Annotated in this window: 16 protein-coding genes; 9 read left to right on the top strand and 7 right to left on the bottom strand. The window is 43.2% G+C overall.

The genetic code is table 11. From position 1 onward, the window contains the following. The first annotated feature begins 22 nt into the window (after positions 1-22). Together GPUN_RS01945 and GPUN_RS01940 are read left to right on the top strand one after the other, a co-directional pair. Positions 23-1483, top strand: coding sequence for a phospholipase D-like domain-containing protein (locus tag GPUN_RS01945; RefSeq protein WP_006002906.1), 1461 nt, complete (start codon positions 23-25; stop codon positions 1481-1483). Positions 1484-1541: 58 nt separating this feature from the next. After that, positions 1542-2297 (top strand): endonuclease/exonuclease/phosphatase family protein, encoded by a 756-nt coding sequence (locus GPUN_RS01940; protein ID WP_040520060.1) that lies wholly within the window; start codon positions 1542-1544, stop codon positions 2295-2297. Positions 2298-2428: 131 nt separating this feature from the next. Here the strand turns inward: GPUN_RS01940 and GPUN_RS01935 are convergent, their stop codons facing one another. After that, positions 2429-2644: a hypothetical protein gene (locus GPUN_RS01935; protein WP_006002901.1), complete on the bottom strand. Its 216-nt coding sequence runs from the start codon at positions 2642-2644 to the stop codon at positions 2429-2431. 69 nt (positions 2645-2713) lie between these two features. After that, a complete protein-coding gene (locus tag GPUN_RS01930) occupies positions 2714-4201 on the bottom strand; it encodes a bifunctional 2-methylcitrate dehydratase/aconitate hydratase (RefSeq protein WP_006002900.1) in 1488 nt (495 codons plus the stop codon). 191 nt (positions 4202-4392) lie between these two features. On the opposite strand from GPUN_RS01930, the gene GPUN_RS01925 reads away from it, so the two are divergent. Further along, positions 4393-5364, top strand: coding sequence for a 6-phosphofructokinase (locus tag GPUN_RS01925; RefSeq protein WP_006002896.1), 972 nt, complete (start codon positions 4393-4395; stop codon positions 5362-5364). Positions 5365-5585: 221 nt separating this feature from the next. On the opposite strand, the gene GPUN_RS01920 is transcribed toward GPUN_RS01925, so the two are convergent. From GPUN_RS01920 to GPUN_RS01910, 3 genes are all read right to left on the bottom strand, one after another. Then, complete coding sequence (locus tag GPUN_RS01920; protein WP_006002892.1) at positions 5586-6026, bottom strand: universal stress protein; 441 nt, start codon at positions 6024-6026, stop codon at positions 5586-5588. A 186-nt stretch (positions 6027-6212) separates the two neighbouring features. Then, positions 6213-6590: a hypothetical protein gene (locus tag GPUN_RS01915; RefSeq protein WP_006002889.1), complete on the bottom strand. Its 378-nt coding sequence runs from the start codon at positions 6588-6590 to the stop codon at positions 6213-6215. Between the two features lie 38 nt (positions 6591-6628). Next, positions 6629-6880 carry an HP1242/YdcH family protein gene (locus tag GPUN_RS01910; protein ID WP_040520012.1) on the bottom strand — a complete coding sequence of 84 codons (252 nt, stop codon included), beginning with the start codon at positions 6878-6880 and terminating at the stop codon, positions 6629-6631. 545 nt (positions 6881-7425) lie between these two features. On the opposite strand from GPUN_RS01910, the gene GPUN_RS01905 reads away from it, so the two are divergent. The 4 genes from GPUN_RS01905 (at position 7426) to GPUN_RS01890 (ending at position 12181) form a co-directional block, all read left to right on the top strand. Continuing rightward, the gene (locus GPUN_RS01905) at positions 7426-8973 is read left to right on the top strand and encodes an MFS transporter (RefSeq protein ID WP_006002883.1); all 1548 of its coding nucleotides are present in this window, start codon (positions 7426-7428) and stop codon (positions 8971-8973) included. Between the two features lie 322 nt (positions 8974-9295). Continuing rightward, positions 9296-10426, top strand: coding sequence for a PLP-dependent cysteine synthase family protein (locus tag GPUN_RS01900; protein WP_141567191.1), 1131 nt, complete (start codon positions 9296-9298; stop codon positions 10424-10426). 129 nt (positions 10427-10555) lie between these two features. After that, positions 10556-10765, top strand: coding sequence for a hypothetical protein (locus GPUN_RS01895; protein WP_006002879.1), 210 nt, complete (start codon positions 10556-10558; stop codon positions 10763-10765). A gap of 33 nt (positions 10766-10798) precedes the next feature. Continuing rightward, entirely contained in the window at positions 10799-12181 is a 1383-nt protein-coding gene (locus tag GPUN_RS01890) for a M24 family metallopeptidase (protein WP_006002877.1), read from the top strand. A gap of 33 nt (positions 12182-12214) precedes the next feature. Here GPUN_RS01890 and GPUN_RS01885 read toward each other — a convergent pair whose 3' ends face one another. Next, positions 12215-13339 (bottom strand): cobalamin-independent methionine synthase II family protein, encoded by a 1125-nt coding sequence (locus tag GPUN_RS01885; RefSeq protein WP_006002874.1) that lies wholly within the window; start codon positions 13337-13339, stop codon positions 12215-12217. 295 nt (positions 13340-13634) lie between these two features. Then, a complete protein-coding gene (locus GPUN_RS01880; protein WP_006002872.1) occupies positions 13635-14126 on the bottom strand; it encodes a tetratricopeptide repeat protein in 492 nt (163 codons plus the stop codon). 273 nt (positions 14127-14399) lie between these two features. On the opposite strand from GPUN_RS01880, the gene GPUN_RS01875 reads away from it, so the two are divergent. After that, complete coding sequence (locus GPUN_RS01875; RefSeq protein ID WP_006002870.1) at positions 14400-16532, top strand: winged helix-turn-helix domain-containing protein; 2133 nt, start codon at positions 14400-14402, stop codon at positions 16530-16532. Positions 16533-16795: 263 nt separating this feature from the next. Next, complete coding sequence (locus GPUN_RS01870; RefSeq protein ID WP_006002866.1) at positions 16796-17671, top strand: endonuclease/exonuclease/phosphatase family protein; 876 nt, start codon at positions 16796-16798, stop codon at positions 17669-17671. Positions 17672-17887 lie beyond the last annotated feature (216 nt).

Raw genomic sequence — 17887 nt, 5'->3', positions numbered from 1 at the left:
TTACAAATTCGAGTTAGATTATATGCAAATGTTTGAAGCGATACTGCAATTGACCACCGTTCACTGGGTAACCATAACGGTAATTTTGCATATAAGCTTTTCTTTTCTTACATCAGTTCACGTGCTGCTCTTTAAAGAAAATGAACGCACATCATTGGCGTGGATTAGTCTCGTAATACTGTCTCCTGTGCTAGGCGGCATGTTTTATTGGCTGTTTGGCATAAACCGCATTAAGCGTTTGGCACAAAAAGAACACCCACCAGAGCTGAAAGAGGATCTTCGCCAAGAAGAAACCACTATTAAATTTCATTGGCTACCCAGACATTGGCATAGCGCGATCATTTCAGGCTATACCATTCATCCGCTCAGTCATTTAGCCGGCAATACCGTTGAGCCGCTTATTAATGGTGACGCTGCTTACCCTGAAATGATCCAATCCATTAATCGCGCAAAACGCTACGTTGTGTTGTCCAGTTATATATTTGACTGTGATTCACTGGGGCAGCAGTTTGTTAACGCTTTAGCTAAGGCGCAGCAGCGGGGGGTAACCGTAAAAGTGCTACTTGATGGGATAGGTATTCGATACAGCTGGCATAAATCTGACCGCGCGTTAAAAAAACTCGGTGTCACAACCGCGCGTTTTTTACCTGCAATTTCGCTCACTAGCATTCGCTTTATCAACTTACGAAATCATAGAAAAACACTCTGTATAGACGGCGAGCTTGCCTACATCGGCGGAATGAACATCAGTAAAAATAATGTGGTTAAGTCTGCGAAAAAACCTATTGACGACGTCCAATTTAAGGTCACCGGCCCAGTGATCGATCAAATTAGTCAGGTCTTTGTTGAAGATTGGTTTTTTGCGACCAGAGAGAAAATTCAGTTCCCTCAATATGATCCAAGTGCACCTACCCCCATGCAGTTAAGTAATAATTCGGTGCTTAGCAGAGTAGTACAAGACGGCCCTGATGAAAACCACAACCAAGTAAAGTGGACATTAATTAACGCGCTGGTATGTGCGCAAAAAAGTGTAAAAATCATAACGCCTTATTTTATTCCTGATCAATCACTTATGACGTCTTTGCACGCTGCGGCGCTGCGCGGTGTGTCAATTGAAATTATTGTGCCTGGCAATAGCAACATTCCATTTATAAATTGGGTAATGGAGGCTAACTTTTCAAGAATTATTCAGCATGGGATAAAAATTTATACAAACAACAGGCCCTTTGACCATAGCAAAGCTGTCATGATTGACGATATTTGGTCCTTTATAGGCTCGAGTAACTGGGATGCGAGGAGCCTAGAGTTTAATTTTGAAATTAACTTAGAATGTTTTGACGCCGATCTTAACGCGAAATTAACGGCTCTGTTTGATGTAAAAAGACAAAACGCAGCCCTTGTTAATAAGAGTGAAATTAATGCGTTGCCTATCTATAAGAAAGTGCGCAACAACTTGTTCCGTTTATTTTCACCCTATCTTTAACTCCGTGCGTATGCATTATATGATCAAAGTGCAGCGCTATTTATAGGCCCAAATGCTCATTCTGAAAAGTCGTTACAGTAAAGTTGAGTCTCTGAAAATTATGGGCAGTGCTTCTAAGCGGATAATGGGTCCTAATATAAACGTGTTACTGTGGAACGTGTTTAAGTGCAAAAAGAAAGGCTGGCAGGAAGACTTTGTTAGTCTAGTGCGCAATAAAAACCTAATCCTGCTGCAAGAAGCCGTTTTAAACTCACCTTTTGACTTACACTTCAATGAATCCCAACGGCACCAGTGGATTATGGCGCGCAGTTTTAGAAACATAAAAACCAACATTGTGACGGGTGTTAAAACGGGTGCTATTGTTGCCGCAAATAATCATCACTTTTCAGTATCGGCGCACGGTGAGCCCTTAACGCAAACAAAAAAAATGCTGCTGGCAACACAATACCCAATATCGCCTGTGCAATCTCTGCTAGTGGTTAACTCGCATATGATTAACTTTGTTTCATTTGAAAAGTACAAAGCGCATCTTAAACAAGTTTTTCAGGCCTTGTGCCAGCATACTGGACCTATATTGTTGGCGGGTGACTTCAATACATGGAATGGAAGAAGGTTAGAATATTTTAACCATCTCGCTGCGTCTTTTTTGTTAGAAGAAGTAAAGTTGTGCCGCAAGCCTAAGTTAAGTCATATGCTGCAACATCTTGACCATGTTTACTGTCGCGGCATAGAGGTAATAGACGCTCACGTGCATACTAACATTCATTCTTCCGACCATTTTCCGATTAGTCTGTCGCTGCGAACGCTTAACTGAGTAAGCTTTAATAAGCTGCCATTTCCATGTAAATCAATAGCTTATTTATGGAATAAGACTAAAATCTGATACTATAAAAATCAAGAAAAAAGTAAAGGGGGCAGGTCTAATTAGCCCCTTTTTATTAGCGCCTACTCTTTCTCTGGAATATCTTCAATTAGCTTTGTGATCGCAGGGTTGTTGCTGAGCTTGGCAAAGTCTAAAAGATAACTTCTTTCAATCTCTGGCATTGCTTCGTTTCCTAATAATTCTTTTACCGATTGCTCTTCACCATTCGCTATGGCAGTTTCTAAGGCTGCAAAGTTGGCTATACCGTGCTTGGGTTCAGTATTTTTGTTCGATGTCATTAGTTAAGCTCCATTGTTATAAATTAAGTGTTTAGCGGTAAATGAAGTCATTACGTTCATTAAATCCATTTAAGCAATAATAAACATGTCCATAAAGCTGTCTACTGGCGTGTTTTCTAATTTGCTCTTATCCTTACACAAAGTGAATATGGTGTTGCACTGCTGGCTTGGAAAACGCGATGCTAAGTTAGATTTGAATTTTTGTTCCAAAAGCGGAATTCCTTCTTCACGGCGCCGCCGATGACCCACTGGATATTCTACTACTATTTCTTGAGTGCTACTGCCATCTTTAAAGCTTACTTGAATAGCATTGGCAATAGCACGCTTATCGGCTTCTAAATATTCTAAAGTAAAGCGTTTATCTTCTATAATCTCCATTTTGCTGCGCAGCTCATCTATGATTGGATGTGCCTCATGAAATGCGTCTTCATAGTGCTCGGCGATTAAATCTCCAAATGCTAAGGGCACGGCAATCATATATTGCAGGCAATGGTCGCGATCAGCAGGATTAGCTAACGTTCCCGTCTTTGAAATAATGCGAATGGCGGACTCATGCGTACGCACCACAATTTTATCAATATCTGCTAGACGACCCTTTACCTCATTATGCAAAATAACCGACGCTTCTGCGGCTGTTTGTGCGTGAAATTCAGCAGGAAATGAAATCTTAAACAAGATGTTTTCCATCACATAAGAGCCGTATCCTTGCGAACAAGTAAACTGGCGTTGATCATCTGCCTTTATCTTTTGGTCTTTGTTTGTTTTTGAAAACAAGACATCGTAAAAGCCCCACACCGGGGCGGTTAACACGCTTGGTATGCCCATTTCGCCGCGCATTGACATACTGGCCAAGCTAACAGCTCTTGCAGTAGCATCTCCAGCCGCCCATGACTTGCGTGAACCTGCATTTGGGGCATGCCGATAAGTGCGCAGGGCGCTGCCGTCTACCCACGCTTGAGATACCGCTGCCATAATCTGCTCTTTGCTGCCGCCCATCATTTTAGTAACCACCGCCGCTGAGGCAACTCTGACCAATAAAACATGGCATAAACCCACGCGATTAAACGCGTTTTCAAGCGCGATAACGCCTTGAATTTCATGCGCTATAACCATTGCTTCAAGCACTTCTCGCATAAGCAGAGGCTGCTCGTTTTTGGATAATCTGACTTGAGACAAGTGATCTGCTACGGCTAATATAGCGCCTAAATTATCTGATGGATGCCCCCATTCAGCCGCCAGCCAAGTATCGTTGTAGTCTAACCAGCGTATAATACAGCCAATGTCCCAGGCAGCTTTTATGGGATCTAGCACCAAGGAAGTGCCAGGCACTCTGGCCCCGTTTGGTACAATTGTACCAGGTACAATGGGTCCAAGAAGCTTAGTGCATTGTGGGAAGCGCAGCGCTAGCAGTCCACAGCCTAGGGTATCCATTAAACAGTTACGAGCCGTGTCCATCGCTTCATCGCTGAAGGTGTCATACGTTAATACATAATTGGCAATATCTTGAATGACTTGGTCATAATCGGGGCGATTACTGATGTCTACATTAGTGCTCATAGTGTATTCCTTTTCGTGAGTTAAATACCTGTCGTAGGTCAACCATAACACTTATTCGCAAGGTAAATACCTGTGCGAGGTCAAGCATAGCAATAATTCTTGTATTGATTTACCTATACGCTCTACACTAAATACAATTGCTCATGATATGCTGACTTATGGAGTCAAGCTTTCGTAATAGGTTAGTAGTTATGGCGAGTGACATTAAGCACATTGGCATTTTGACCTCTGGTGGTGATGCCCCTGGAATGAACGCGGCGGTGTTTGCGGTTGCAAAAACCGCAAACAATCACGGCATAAAGCTTAGCGGCATAAGGAAAGGATTTGAAGGTCTTATCGACAATGATTTATTGCCGCTTGATCCTAATGAAATGCAAAGGTTGATGCACCAGGGCGGCACCATTCTAAAAACCGCGCGAAGCGAACGCTTCATGTCTGCCCAAGGACAAAATAAAGCCTTGCGCACTATCGAGCAAAATAAGCTCGACGCGATTATTGCTATTGGCGGTGATGGCACGTTTCGTGGCATGTTGGCCCTATCAAAAATAAGTAATATTCCCTTTATTGGTATCCCTGGCACAATAGACAATGACATTGCAGGGACTGACTATACACTGGGCTTTGATTCAGCGGTAAATACGGCCGTAAAATGCATCGATAATATAAGGGATACTGCTGAGTCTCACAACCGCGTGTTTTTGGTTGAAGTTATGGGCCGTGATTCGGGCTACATAGGCATACATTCTGGCCTAAGCTGCGGCGCCGATGCCATTTTAGTGCCCGAAAGTAATGAAGACATCAACTATCTTTTGCACAAAATAAAGCACTACAATAGTGAAGACGCTTTTATAGTAGTAATGTGTGAAGGGGACGAGCTAAACGTCGAGCAAGTTTCGTCAAAAATTCGCAAAGTAAACGCCCACATAGATTTACGTATTGCCAAACTTGGGCATATACAAAGGGGTGGCAAGCCGTCTGCGCAAGACCGAATGCTGGGAATAAGGCTAGGCGTTTTGGCCACTAAAGCGATTATAAATGGAGAAAGCGGCAAAATGGCGGGGGTGTGCAACAATAAGCCAACATTACGCCCAATTAAGAGCGTAATGAAAAAACAAAGTGTAGACGCCGAAACGCAAGACCTCTTAACACTGTTTTGTGGATAACAAATAACCGCCTAGGTATTTGGCGTATCGCTTTGAATATGGCCATCAATCAGGTTAATGGTGCGCGCACCAAGGTTTGTGCCAGGGGCATCGACTCAGTTAAATAGCCGGGTAATTTTGGTCGCTGCTATTAGCACAGTGTGCCACAACCCACAGCCGGCAGAAGTAAAATGACAATGACATATTTATACCTGAGAGCGGGAAATTATTCTCTGTGGTATTTATTTATGCTCGTGAAGGCGAACGGCCAGCACATCTTGTTTTACGCCATGTAAAACAGCATTTGCAGTAGAGCCTAACAGCAGTTTTATACCGCTTCTGCCGTGGGTCCCAATTACAATTAGGTCGGCCTCGATATCGTTTGCAATATCTTTTATTTCATCCGCAGCATTGCCTGTTTTTAAACATACTTGCTGCTCGATTATACCAAACTCTTTACCAATATCGGCTAGTTTGTTGCGCGCATTTTCTAAGCGACCAGCGTCATCTATTGCGTTGTAGTCTGCTCCGTATAAGTAAGGTTGAATATAAATCGCGCTAAGCGATATATACACGAGAGTAAGATCTTTTGGAGATTGGCAAATCGAAAGCGCTTTTGTAATGATGCCTTCGTAGTCGGCATTGATGTCTATTGCGACTAATATTTTTTTGTATGTGCTCATGATGTTGACTCCGTATAGGCGAATGTTCTGTTTAGATATAGATATTATATACTGTGCTTATGTGCCTAGATCTGCAAGATGAAAGTGCAATTCAACTCTTGACTGAACTCGTGCCTGAAACTTTTCCTGCAAAATAGTAACGAGGCTGCTGAAGCGACGCGGCCGTTCTCGCTTTATTTATTTCACTTACAAAATCTTGCACATAATCATCCATAAATGGATGGTTTGCACCGGTTCCCCCCCCCCCAGCTGTAAGCGTGCGGCTATAGTGCCCATATTAGTCAGGGCGGTGAGCACTTGCTCGCGCTGCAGTTCAGGCTGGTTTTGGACCTGACCAAGGGTCTGATCGAGCGGTTCAAAAAGTGCCTTATCCAGTATTGCCATCTGCACGGGCAATTGATGCATATTTGAGCGCAAATAATCCTGCTCAGTATATTTGAAATCAGGCGGGTAGGTCACTTTGCGTACGGTTGAAGCAAATTGGCTAGTGCATCCGGCTATGAATAAGGCGCTTATAAGGGTAATCGCCGCAATTTTTGGTAAAGTCACGTTTACTTTTATCATCTTTTGCGCTCCAGCGTAAGTACGTTAAACGTTCACAATTAAAGCGCTTTCTCTGTTTTATGAATCATCTCAACAAGTTCGTCTTTGAGGTGAACGCGGCGTTTTTTTAGCGACTCTAGATAGTCATCTGCTACGCGTGCGTTATCTTGTTCTATCTTATGCACTTCGTTTTCCAATTCGTGGTAGCTGTCAAATAATTTAGCAAAGTGGGCATCGTTCATTTTAAGATGACGAATTGTATGGTGGTGTTCGGGGAGGTCCTTTACGAGTGTATGTTTTTCTAATGACATTTTCATAATCCTTGTTTATTCGCATGAGCCCTTATGTTAACGAATCTGGATATAGTCATGTTGATCTGGATCAGCTTTATTGCAATGCTATAAGGCTTGGGTCGCAAGGAGGCGTCTACCTTTACCATATGCTTCGGCGGCGATATCGACCAGTTGATGACAACCGTGCCGGCACCCAAAGCAGCGTCTGTAGAGTAAAAATAGCAGAAAGGACCATTAGCTTGCTGGCCTCTTTCTTTGGTTTGAAGGATAGTTAAGGGGTGGCTGGGATTTCCTCTAACAGTTTTGCAATATCCGGATTGTCGCTATGTTTGGCCAAATTAATAAGAAAGCTTTTTTGTATTTCGTCAAATAATATATTGGTCAAAAGCGCTTTTAGACGCTCTAAAGCCATGCGCTTAAAGGTGTACGAAAATCGTACTTGGCTACTTGTAGAAGCGACTAATATAAATATGGGTATTTTGCTTAACTCAAGTTAGTATACACGTAAAGCAACAGCTTCTTTCCCCACTCTTTTTAACGCAGATAATTTACGATATTCGATTATGCCGAAACGCCGTCTAAGCAAGCTTAATAGTGCTTATAATAAAAATAGAAGTTCGCAAGAAACCCTCGGCGATATAAAGGCTAGTACTGCAAACGTGACGCAAAAAAATGATCTTGAGAACTCAAAGCGAAACAAGGGGACTGAGACTGCCGCAAACGCGCGAGTTGAAAAACGAAGAGCAGACAATTCAACGCTTAGGCAAACGCTTAAATACTCTCAAAAAGAGGCCTTAGCTTCCTCCGCTATGACAGCAACCAGTGATAACTTCTTCAATGCGTTTGCCATTTACCTCCACGCCAGCATGACACAATTGGGCATTTTAACGGGATTACCTCAATTGTTTGGTGCGATTATGCAAATTTTTTCGATTTGGTTAAGCAATTATTTTTGTCGCAAAAAAATCATCGTTTGCGGTGCTGTTTTACAGTCAATCGTATTAATAATAATGGCAGTTTTAGCACTCCTTAGACCAACATACGGTATATGGTTTTTTATTTTGTTAGTCCTTTTGCATCACGGCTTACTCAATCTTATACAGCCACAATGGCGGGCGTGGATGGGCAGTATTGTGCCTGCGAGCAGGCGTGGTTCTTTTTTTGCCGCACGTACTCGTATTGTCATGTTTGCATCGCTATGCGTATTTTTAGCTGGCGGTGCATTATTAACTGCAGCGGATAAAGTAGCATTAGTGTGGCTCGGATTTGCATCATTGTTTTTAGTTGCCGCCATAGGACGACTTAATTCAGCTTGGTTATTCTCCAAAATGGTAGATGATCAAGCAAGCGCTGGTAAAATTGCGTTTACTCAAACCTTGGTCGCTTTTAAAGAATCTTTGCAAGATCCGGTGTTTAAACAATACAGTTTCTTGGTGGCTGGTTTGAGTGCAATGGTGGCTATTTCTGCGCCATTTTTTGCTGTGTATATGTTAGAGCACTTGGCGTTTACCTATTTAGAATTTGTACTTGCGGGGATCTCATCAATTGTGACGCAGTTTATCAGCTTGAAATATTGGGGGAAATTTAGCGATAAATTCGGTAACCGTCTTGTCATTATGATTTGCACCGGGGCAATCAGCGTAATCCCTGTGCTCTGGTTGTTCGGTGACAGTTTTATTTACATTGTATTCATTCAAGCATTTTCAGGATTATGGTGGAGCGGTTTTACCCTAAGTAGCGCTAATTATTTATATGATATTCGTCCTCACCAAAGCAACTTCGCCACCTACGCGGCCACCCAAGCTGCGCTTGCTGCCGTGCTGGTGTTTATTGGCTCGCTGGTGGGCGGGGTAATTGCCTCTTACGCCAATTTGTTTAACGAATGGAGCGGCCTATCGACTTGGCTTAGTAGCGCATTATTTATCGTGTTTATCTGCTCTAGCATTGGGCGTTTGCTGGTATTTTTCTACTTTATTCCTAAATTGCATGATACCGGTATTCGCCAGAGACCCAAAGCACTGTCCTTGGTGCTAAGAGTGGCGAGGTTTAACGCTATTTCGGGTATTAACTTTGATTGGTTAACGGTGGCAAAGAAAAAGCGTGAGAAGTAATCCCGCAAAATTATAGTTGTAGATATCACCTGATACAGAAAACAAAAGCGCTTTACCATTGGGGCTGTTCGCATAGCTAACAATGCCGGCTGTTGACACGATAAAAGCAACAATACGCATCAACATAGGCAATCTTCTCTTAATTCTGCTTGGACACAGCCGTCGGTAGTTACGGTAATACGTGCGCATGCGCTATACAATAAATATCTATTTGATAGTTATGACCGACTAAAAGAGCGAGTGACTAAGTTGCATACAATGAATATAGCGTTTATTCTACTAATTGATAATATATGCACGGTACGTAAACATGATTCAGGATATGAATGCAATATTGCAAGGCGTAATAGCTAACAAGAGTTGTATACGAAATAAACAGCAGCGCAAATGGATTTGTAGCGCCGTGCAAAAAATTGCCGCCGATTATCGAAGAAGTGCAGATACCCATCTCTTAAAATTTAATCTTAGTGCATTTGAGGATGTCGATTTTTACTTAAAAGATGAGTCAACTCACTTAACCGGCAGCCTCAAGCACAGACTCGCCCGTTCTCTTTTTTTATATGCTTTGTGCAATGGTCATATCTTCGAAGGCTCTACCATTGTAGAAGCATCATCAGGCTCCACCGCCATATCCGAAGCTTATTTTGCACAATTACTAGGTTTACCGTTTATCTCTGTAGTACCAACAGGTACATCACCCGAAAAACTGGCCAGCATTAAGCACTACGGGGGTTCAATCACCTTTACTGAATCAGCCAATATTTATAATGAAGCTCAGCGCATTGCCACGCAAACAAGCGGCCATTATATGGACCAATTCACATATGCCGAGCGAGTTACCGATTGGCGTGGTAATAACAACATTGCCGAGAGCCTATTTGATCAAATGTTAGATGAAGAGCATCACGTGCCAACATGGGTGGTAGTAGGCGCAGGCACTGGCGGCACCTCAGCCACAATTGGGCGCTATATTCGATATATGTCTTCTAAAATTGGTGACACAAAACTGTGTGTTGCGGATCCTGAGGGTTCGGTTTTCTTTGATGTATTTACATCAAGTATTGATACTCCGACATTAAACACTTACGAAACAGGTGTTTTCAAATGCACATCAACCAACATTGAAGGTGTTGGCAGGCCTCGCCACGAACCCTCTTTTAACCCACATATTGTAGATAAAATGCTCAAAATAGATGACTCTGCAAGTGTCGCTACCGCTATTTGGTTAGAGAGCTTACTAAATAAGAAGTTTGGTGGTTCAACAGGGTTGAACGTATACGCCGCAATTGTGCTTGCCCATGAAATGAAGCAGGAAAAACAGAGCGGTAGTATTGTGACGCTCATATGCGATGAGGGCACACGATATTTACAAAGCGTGCATAACGCAAAATGGCGTGAAGAAAAAAATCTCAACATAGCGCCGTATATTACACTGCTGCAGAACCTTCAGTGATTTAGAGTAATCATTCGGCTATGAGGCGTGAAGAGTTGAGCAAATAATCGCTGAGTTTTTAATTTTTAACATCGCGTTTACACTCTGCATTGAGCGCCTTAATAGGCCTAATTTCGCACAAAAGCGAGAATGATATATGACGGCAGCAGTAAGAAAAAAGCCGCTAATAGTGCTGCTCTGCTTAGATTGCGCGGTATTTTCCTGACCACGGCCACCACCTCACTTGGTATAATGCCTATGCTGTTTGAAACCAGCACGCAGGCGCAGTTTTTGATCCCCGCGCTGATGATTATTAGGGAAGATATACGCGCCAAAATAAAGAGATTTCAAACAGTGTAAGTAGCGTTTTTTAATAATTGATGAGGTAATGTAATGAAAAATAGTCTTTGCACCGTTTTAATGGCGGCCGTTGTTATACCTTTGCTGAGTACCAGTATATTGTTTGGTTCGGCGTACGCCAATGTTCAACTTAAGGCTTCGCCTGCGGCGTCTATATTAGACCAGCGAGCCAGAATTGAACCAGAGAATCGCATGTTAAATGATCGCATTTTGACATTGTTACCTGAGCTAATGGCGCAAAAAAATATTGATTTATGGCTGGTGCTAGCACGCGAATACGCCGAAGATCCGGTGTTTTTCTCACTAGTGCCGCAGCCCGTGTTTGCTGCTAGGCGAACCACTATGCTAGCGTTTCACTTACAAGAAGACGGCACGGTTGACGCCCTGTCGGTCAATACTTATCCCTTTGGCGAACCTTATGAATCGGTCTGGACGGGCGGCGATTTAGATGAGCAATGGCGTGCATTAGGTGACTTAATTGCTGAATTAAATCCCAAACGAATTGGCATTAACACTTCACGTCATTGGCCAGTTGCAGACGGCCTTACCCAAGGCTTGTATCAGCGCTTATTAGAGGTTATGCCCGAGGGTTTTGAAGACAGAGTCGTGTCGGCAGAGGAACTCGTGGTGCGCTGGATTGAAACACGCAGCGAAGGCGAGCGCGCGGTTTATCCGCATGTAGTGCAATTGGCTCGTTCGGTGATTGCGCAAGGGTTTTCATCAAAAGTTATCACGCCGGGCGTAACCAGCACCGACGATGTGGCGTGGTTTTTGCGCCAGCGCTTTCACGAACTCGACCTGCCAGTTTGGTTTATGCCCTATGTAAATTTGCAGCGTGAAGGCCTTGAATGTGCTAAAGATAATCCATTTTGCGGCACCAGCGGTGTTATTCAACCTGGTGACGTCTTACATACCGACGTAGGCATTTGTTATTTGAAGCTATGCACCGACACGCAAGAAATGGCTTATGTGCTAAAACCGGGTGAGTCTGATGTGCCTCAAGGCCTAAAAGATGCAATGGCAGTGGGCAATCAATGGCAAGATTTTGTGACCAGCTCGTTTGAAACTGGCTTAAGCGGTAACCAAATACTGGCGGCCACTCAGCGAAAAGCGACAAGTGCGGGTATTGACTCAAGTACCTATACCCATCCTATTGGCTTTTTTGGTCATGCACCCGGACCAACAATAGGCATGTGGGATAACCAAGGCGAAACACCGGTGCGCGGCGATTGGCCGCTATACCCAAATACCGCCTATGCGATAGAGGGAAACATCCGCTATGAACTGCAAGAATGGGACAATCAGGGCGTGCGTATCAAGCTAGAGCAGGGCGCTATGTTTGATGGCAATCGGGTTATTTATTTAGCGGGTCGGCAAACACAGTGGCACCTAATAGGGCCTAAAACAGCCCCATAAAAAGCTAAAGACTGGCGCTTTAAGCGCCAGTCTTTAGACCAATTTAGCCCCTTGTGACAAGCTTTGCAACTTTGCATAGGCAATGTCAGGCACAACGGCGCCAAAGCCAGCAAAGGTGCCAAAACCACAGTCGGAGCCGGCAATAACACGATCGCGTCCCACAATATCAACGAACTTTTGAATACGCTGTGCCACTAAGCGCGGATGCTCTACAAAGTTACTGGTGCTGTCAATCACGCCCGGGATTAGAATTTTAGAATCGGGTATGTCCTGCTTTCTTTGCTCAAACACCTCCCATTCATGACCGTGTCGCGGATTTGCAGTTTCAAACAGCAGTTGTCCTGCGTTAACCGACATTAAGGTATCAAACATTTTTTGCATGGGGATATCGCAAACGTGCGGTCCTTCATAGTTGCCCCAGCAAATATGCATGCGCACTCGTTCTTGCGGCAAATCTGCAATAGCATAATTAAGTGCTTCAACATGCGTGTTGGCTATTTTAATAAACGCTTCATCGCTTAAGTCTTGAAACAGCATATGCCGCGATAAAGCTAAATCGGGGCAGTCTAGCTGCAGGTCAAATCCTGCATCGATAATGGCTTTGTATTCCGCTTTCATTACCTCAGCAAGTGCCTCAATGTACTTCTCACGAGAAGGATAATATTGGTTAGGTAAAAATAGCGCAATGACGCCTGGAGAAGCCGCGTTCATAAACGCTTTGTTTATTTTTTGCTGCTTAAGCGCTAAGCGCAAATTATCTAAATCACGCTGTAGGTCTTCATTTCCTTTGCTTTTAATCGTGCCCGTACAAAACGGACGTGAGTAGGTGGGCGTACCGCCAGAGCTAGCCAGTTTTTTCAGAAAATCAGGGAATAACTGAAGGTCGGCGGGCGCATTTCTAGGGCTGTCTCCTGAAAATCCCGTGTAGCGATCTTTCACATAGGTGGCATATGAAATTTTAGAGGTTTCGCCATCAGACACAATATCAATGCCCGCTTCTTTCTGTTTTTGCACAACGCTCGCCACGCCAGACGTCATTTCGGCTTGAAATGCTTGTACATCATAGGACTCATTGTTTTCACGCGCGAAAATAAGGTCAACGGTGGATTGTGAGCGAGGTAGAGAACCAACATGGGTGCTGAGAATAGGCTTTGTCATTAACACTTATAAATTAGAAAATATTAGATCAACAATATAGTCTAATTTTGACAAACAAAAAAGCTAGAATATCGAAAAGGCCTGCTACCAGGTAGATCATAGGCAAGTGGTATTCAAGTAATGCTTGGCCAGTTTGAAAATTATATGGACCACTTATCGGGTGCTTAAAAAGACTCAAATGAAATGGGTAAAAAAGTAAAAAAGGCTAACGCTTAATGAAAGCCTTTTTCATTTTCACTTTACTATTAATAATGTTACCACCTAAAACGCGATGTGCTCGCTTGAACAGTTGCGTTCAATTTTTGCTGAGCATACTCTGCTGGCTCACTATTTTATGATTACGCGCGACCATTTTTTGAAAGTTTCTAAATTCACCGGCGGAATCTAAATCTTCAAGACTAGCGTCTAGATCACCTGATACATAGTGCATTACCGCGCGATTGTTGTAAGAAATTGCAGAAGCTCTGCCCACATTAACAGCATCATTACAGTATTTGTCGGCCTGCACAATGTCTTCAATGGCTAAATGTGCCACGCACAAGTTATCTAACAGTGGTTTACGCATACCAGACGTTGATGTTTTGACTAAAACCGCTTTACTTTTTCGAATTCCCTGTTCAAACTTTCCTGATTCAATTTCGCGTACGCCAACCACTTCTGCAACACTGGTTTTCACGCTGAGTGTTGACGCTATGGTGGTACTATTTGCAGCAGCTGCTTGGCTTAAGGGCGCTGCCAAAAGCATCGCTAAAACGGCTGGTGAAAGTATTTTAATTGCTGTTTTCATAATGTTCTACCTTATGTATTTGAACGAGTACTTGGCGCTTAACTGTCAATGGTTAAAATGTACTGATTGGTGTTTACATTTTATTTACTCAACGTTTACTTCGCTTTCATCAATGCGACTTACTTGCACCGAGCTGACAACATTAGTATGGTTGCGCTGTGAAATAAATTCCTGATGAACAACAGATAAAAAGCTGATGAAATACCGATGAAAGTCTGATATCGACGTATTTTTGTTATAAACCGAGGGTGATAATCAAGTGGAACCAGGCAATTGACTGAACAGGCATTACCTGAAAATGGTTATTTTCGTTTAGATGATTATTATATTGACGTGGGCGACCACAAAATATTTCATGCCGATACAGCGCGTCATTTAGAGCCAAAAGCCATGCAGGTGCTCTATCAATTGGCTTTGTCTGCAGGCGAAACCGTCAGTAGAAATGAGCTAATGGATAAAGTCTGGCACGGACGCGTGGTCATTGACGACTCGCTGACTCGCGTTATTTCACAGCTTCGGCAACATTTCAACGACAGTAAAACGCGCAAAGTCATTCAAACAGTGCCCAAAAAAGGTTACCGATTATCGGCTAATGTGACGTGGCTTACGCGCCAAGAATTTATAAACCGGGGCGCTATGCAAAGCACAGACGACTTCACGGTGGATCCAGACATAAGTGACAAGCCCAAGCTAGTCAACGCGCCAACGCTCAACAAAGGTAAAGCCGTCGCATTTGCTGTATTTAGTGTGATACTGACCCTGCTGATTTACTTTTTTTTACCGGACGCCCTACAAAGTCCTGAATCTTTCATTGAGAGGTCTCACACTAATGGCAATCGCAGCACGCCTACGACCGTCGCTTTTTTACCGTGGCGCAATCTTACGGGCGATGCAAACAATGATTATTTGGCTGAAATGCTGCCAGAAGAGCTGTCAATTACGTTAGCTAAGTCAGATAAAATTAGTGTTTTATCGCACTACTCGTCTGTTGCTCTGGCGCGCAACCCCGCTGCACTAGACGCGTTACTGGACGATGTGAATATTGAATATTGGGTAGAAGGCAGCGTTACCCAAGCAAACGAGCGCATTCGTGTATTAGTGCGTTTAGTTGAAAAGCAAAGTAATAACGCGATTTGGTCACAGATATATGAAGATGATATGCAGCAACTGCTGATATTAAATACTAAGGTCATTGCCGATATAAACACACAGCTGTTTGGGCAAAGCGAACCAGCGACTTTTATAGTCGCAGCCAACAACATTGACATTAATGCTTATCAGGCATATTTACAGGGAAATTACTGGTGGATGAATGGCACCACCAGTGAATGGTTTTCTCGCGCAGAGGCATCATTTGCGAGGGCCACAGAGCTAGCGCCGAATTTTGCCTCTGCTTTTGGTAGTTTGGCATTCGTATATGCCCGTTATAACTATCATGACATTTACATGGAAAAAACAGCTGCTCTTGCAAAGGCTAATGCTGCTATTAATAGTGCACTTCAATTAGACGCCAATGATACTAATGCGCTATTAGCAGGCGCTATATTGGCAATTGAAGATCTGCGCTTTGACACCGCGCAGCAGTTAATCAATCGCGTGTTAAGTGTCGATGCCTTAAATACCCGAGGGCTCTATGTGTATTCGGAGCTGGCTTTGGCCAAGAATGAGTTTGACGTAGCACTTCGCTATGCAGAAAAGGCCCTGCAGCTAGATCCCTTATCGCCGTGGATAAATGTGAACAAAGCGATAGTGCACTTTTGGCGCAATGAAATGCCTGAAGCGCTTGCGCTAGTAGAGCGCGCAATTGATATTGACAGCAACTATACATGGGCCTACGTGTACAAAGCTAAAATACTCAGGCAACAGTCCCAGATTACTGCCGCCATTGACGCAATGAATATCTGTTTAACAATTGATACAGGCTCGCCAGTGAACAGTATTTTCTTGGCCTTGCTATACGATGAGGCAAACATGCCGAGCCAAGCGCAAGATTGGTTTTCTTATACTGCCTCACTCTATGGGGATTCGCCAGACGCCAGATTTTGGCAAAGCTACTTGAGTTTTATCAATCAGCAAGAAGATGCTGATATTACGCGACAGCTAGTTGATCAACTTACACTTAAAACCACACGTTTTTTTAGTGTAGTGCCTCTACAAAAGGCTTTGTTATCTTTGCAACCTGCATTGATTGAGCAATCTTTAACCGAATTTTTGGCGCCGGTTGAGCTGCCAGATAAATCAGGCTTTTGGGTCAATCATCGTAACCAGTTCAGCGCTTATGCGGCATCTGCTTTAATGCAGCAGCTCAATAGTGCTGAGTATGAGCAAAAGCTTGCCGAATTAAACACTCAAATTGAAGTCTTTGAGAGCAAAGTTGCGCCCCTGCTAAGGGCAGAGATCAAATAGCGCTTGTTTCCCATGAGGCCCTTGCGCCGAGTTTCAAAATGCCTTACCTAATGATTTGCGCCCGCTTATTCTTCATGCAAAAAAACGAGGTGGCGCAAGCCCTTAAGCTATTTGTAATACATCCAATGTGCGCGGTTCAAGAGCACGCTGGTAGATTGTTTGATGTACAGGTGGATTTGTACTATCTTACAGTAAAGTTTTCATGAGAAAGCATCGCATATATAACGTTAGCTAGGCTCTTTAGGCGCGAAATTAAATAATAAATGAAATGGCTTATACAGTTTTTACGCAGTAGAGTTGTGGCGCTAATTGCATTTTTCGTGGTGTTGTTTACTTTTATTACTATTTCATACTGGCAAGTGCTTAGCTTGCCGATCAGTGGTCAACTGTCGCTTATAAAGGGTGATATTCAAAGTGATGCGCTGCATTGCTACCGTAACGAAAAAGCTAAGCCGCTAGATAAAAATGGAAAGCTAGATTTACTTGTCTGGAATATTTATAAGCAAACAAACGTGAATTGGCAAGGGAAATTAATGCAGTATTCAAGTAATACTGAATTAGCGCTGCTGCAAGAAGTCAGCATGACAAATGAGTTTAAAGATTATATATCCAAAGCAAACTGGTATGCTAGTCATGTTGACGCGTTTAAATTATTTGACGTTTCTTCGGGCGTACTTAACTTATCGATGCGTGCACCTATGTTGGCCTGTGCATATATAGAGGCAGAGCCGTGGTTACAATTGCCTAAATCGGGCATATTTGCACGCTATAAACTATCAGATGGCAAAGTGCTGGCGGTGGTGAATTTACATTCAGTAAATTTTGCCTACGGCACCTTAGCATATAACCGGCAAATTTCTGCATTAGCAGCAGAACTTACCACACACGAAGGTCCGGTGATATTTGCAGGTGACTTAAATACGTGGAGCGCAGCGCGGGTTGAGTTAATAAAAGAGCAGCTAAGCAAACTTGGCTTGCGTAAAGTTGAGTTTTCACCCGACAACCGCACTCGATTTGTTAACGGTTTAGCCCTAGACCATGTTTATTACCGAGGCCTCACATTAGTGAAAGCAAGTTCACCTGTAACCGATGCGTCAGACCATAATCCGATGCTGGTGAGCTTTAGCATTACGTTTTAGGAGAATATAGTGACCGATATGACACATCATGGGTGTTTCGATTATACGCCTATCACCCACAGAGCAGATTTTGATTGGCCAAAGGAAAAACACTCGCGATAAATTTATACGTGGCAGGCTGACCCAAGGTACACAAAGGCATCGTAGTGTTTATCGACATGCAAAATAGAAATAAGACGATATTTTTTATTTTCTTATCGTATAAGAAAAAAGATA

It is taken from the genome of Glaciecola punicea ACAM 611, from assembly GCF_000252165.1.
Taxonomy (GTDB): domain Bacteria; phylum Pseudomonadota; class Gammaproteobacteria; order Enterobacterales; family Alteromonadaceae; genus Glaciecola; species Glaciecola punicea.
The sequence above is the reverse complement of the archived record's forward strand: the minus strand, read 5'-3'. Positions and strand labels throughout refer to the sequence as shown.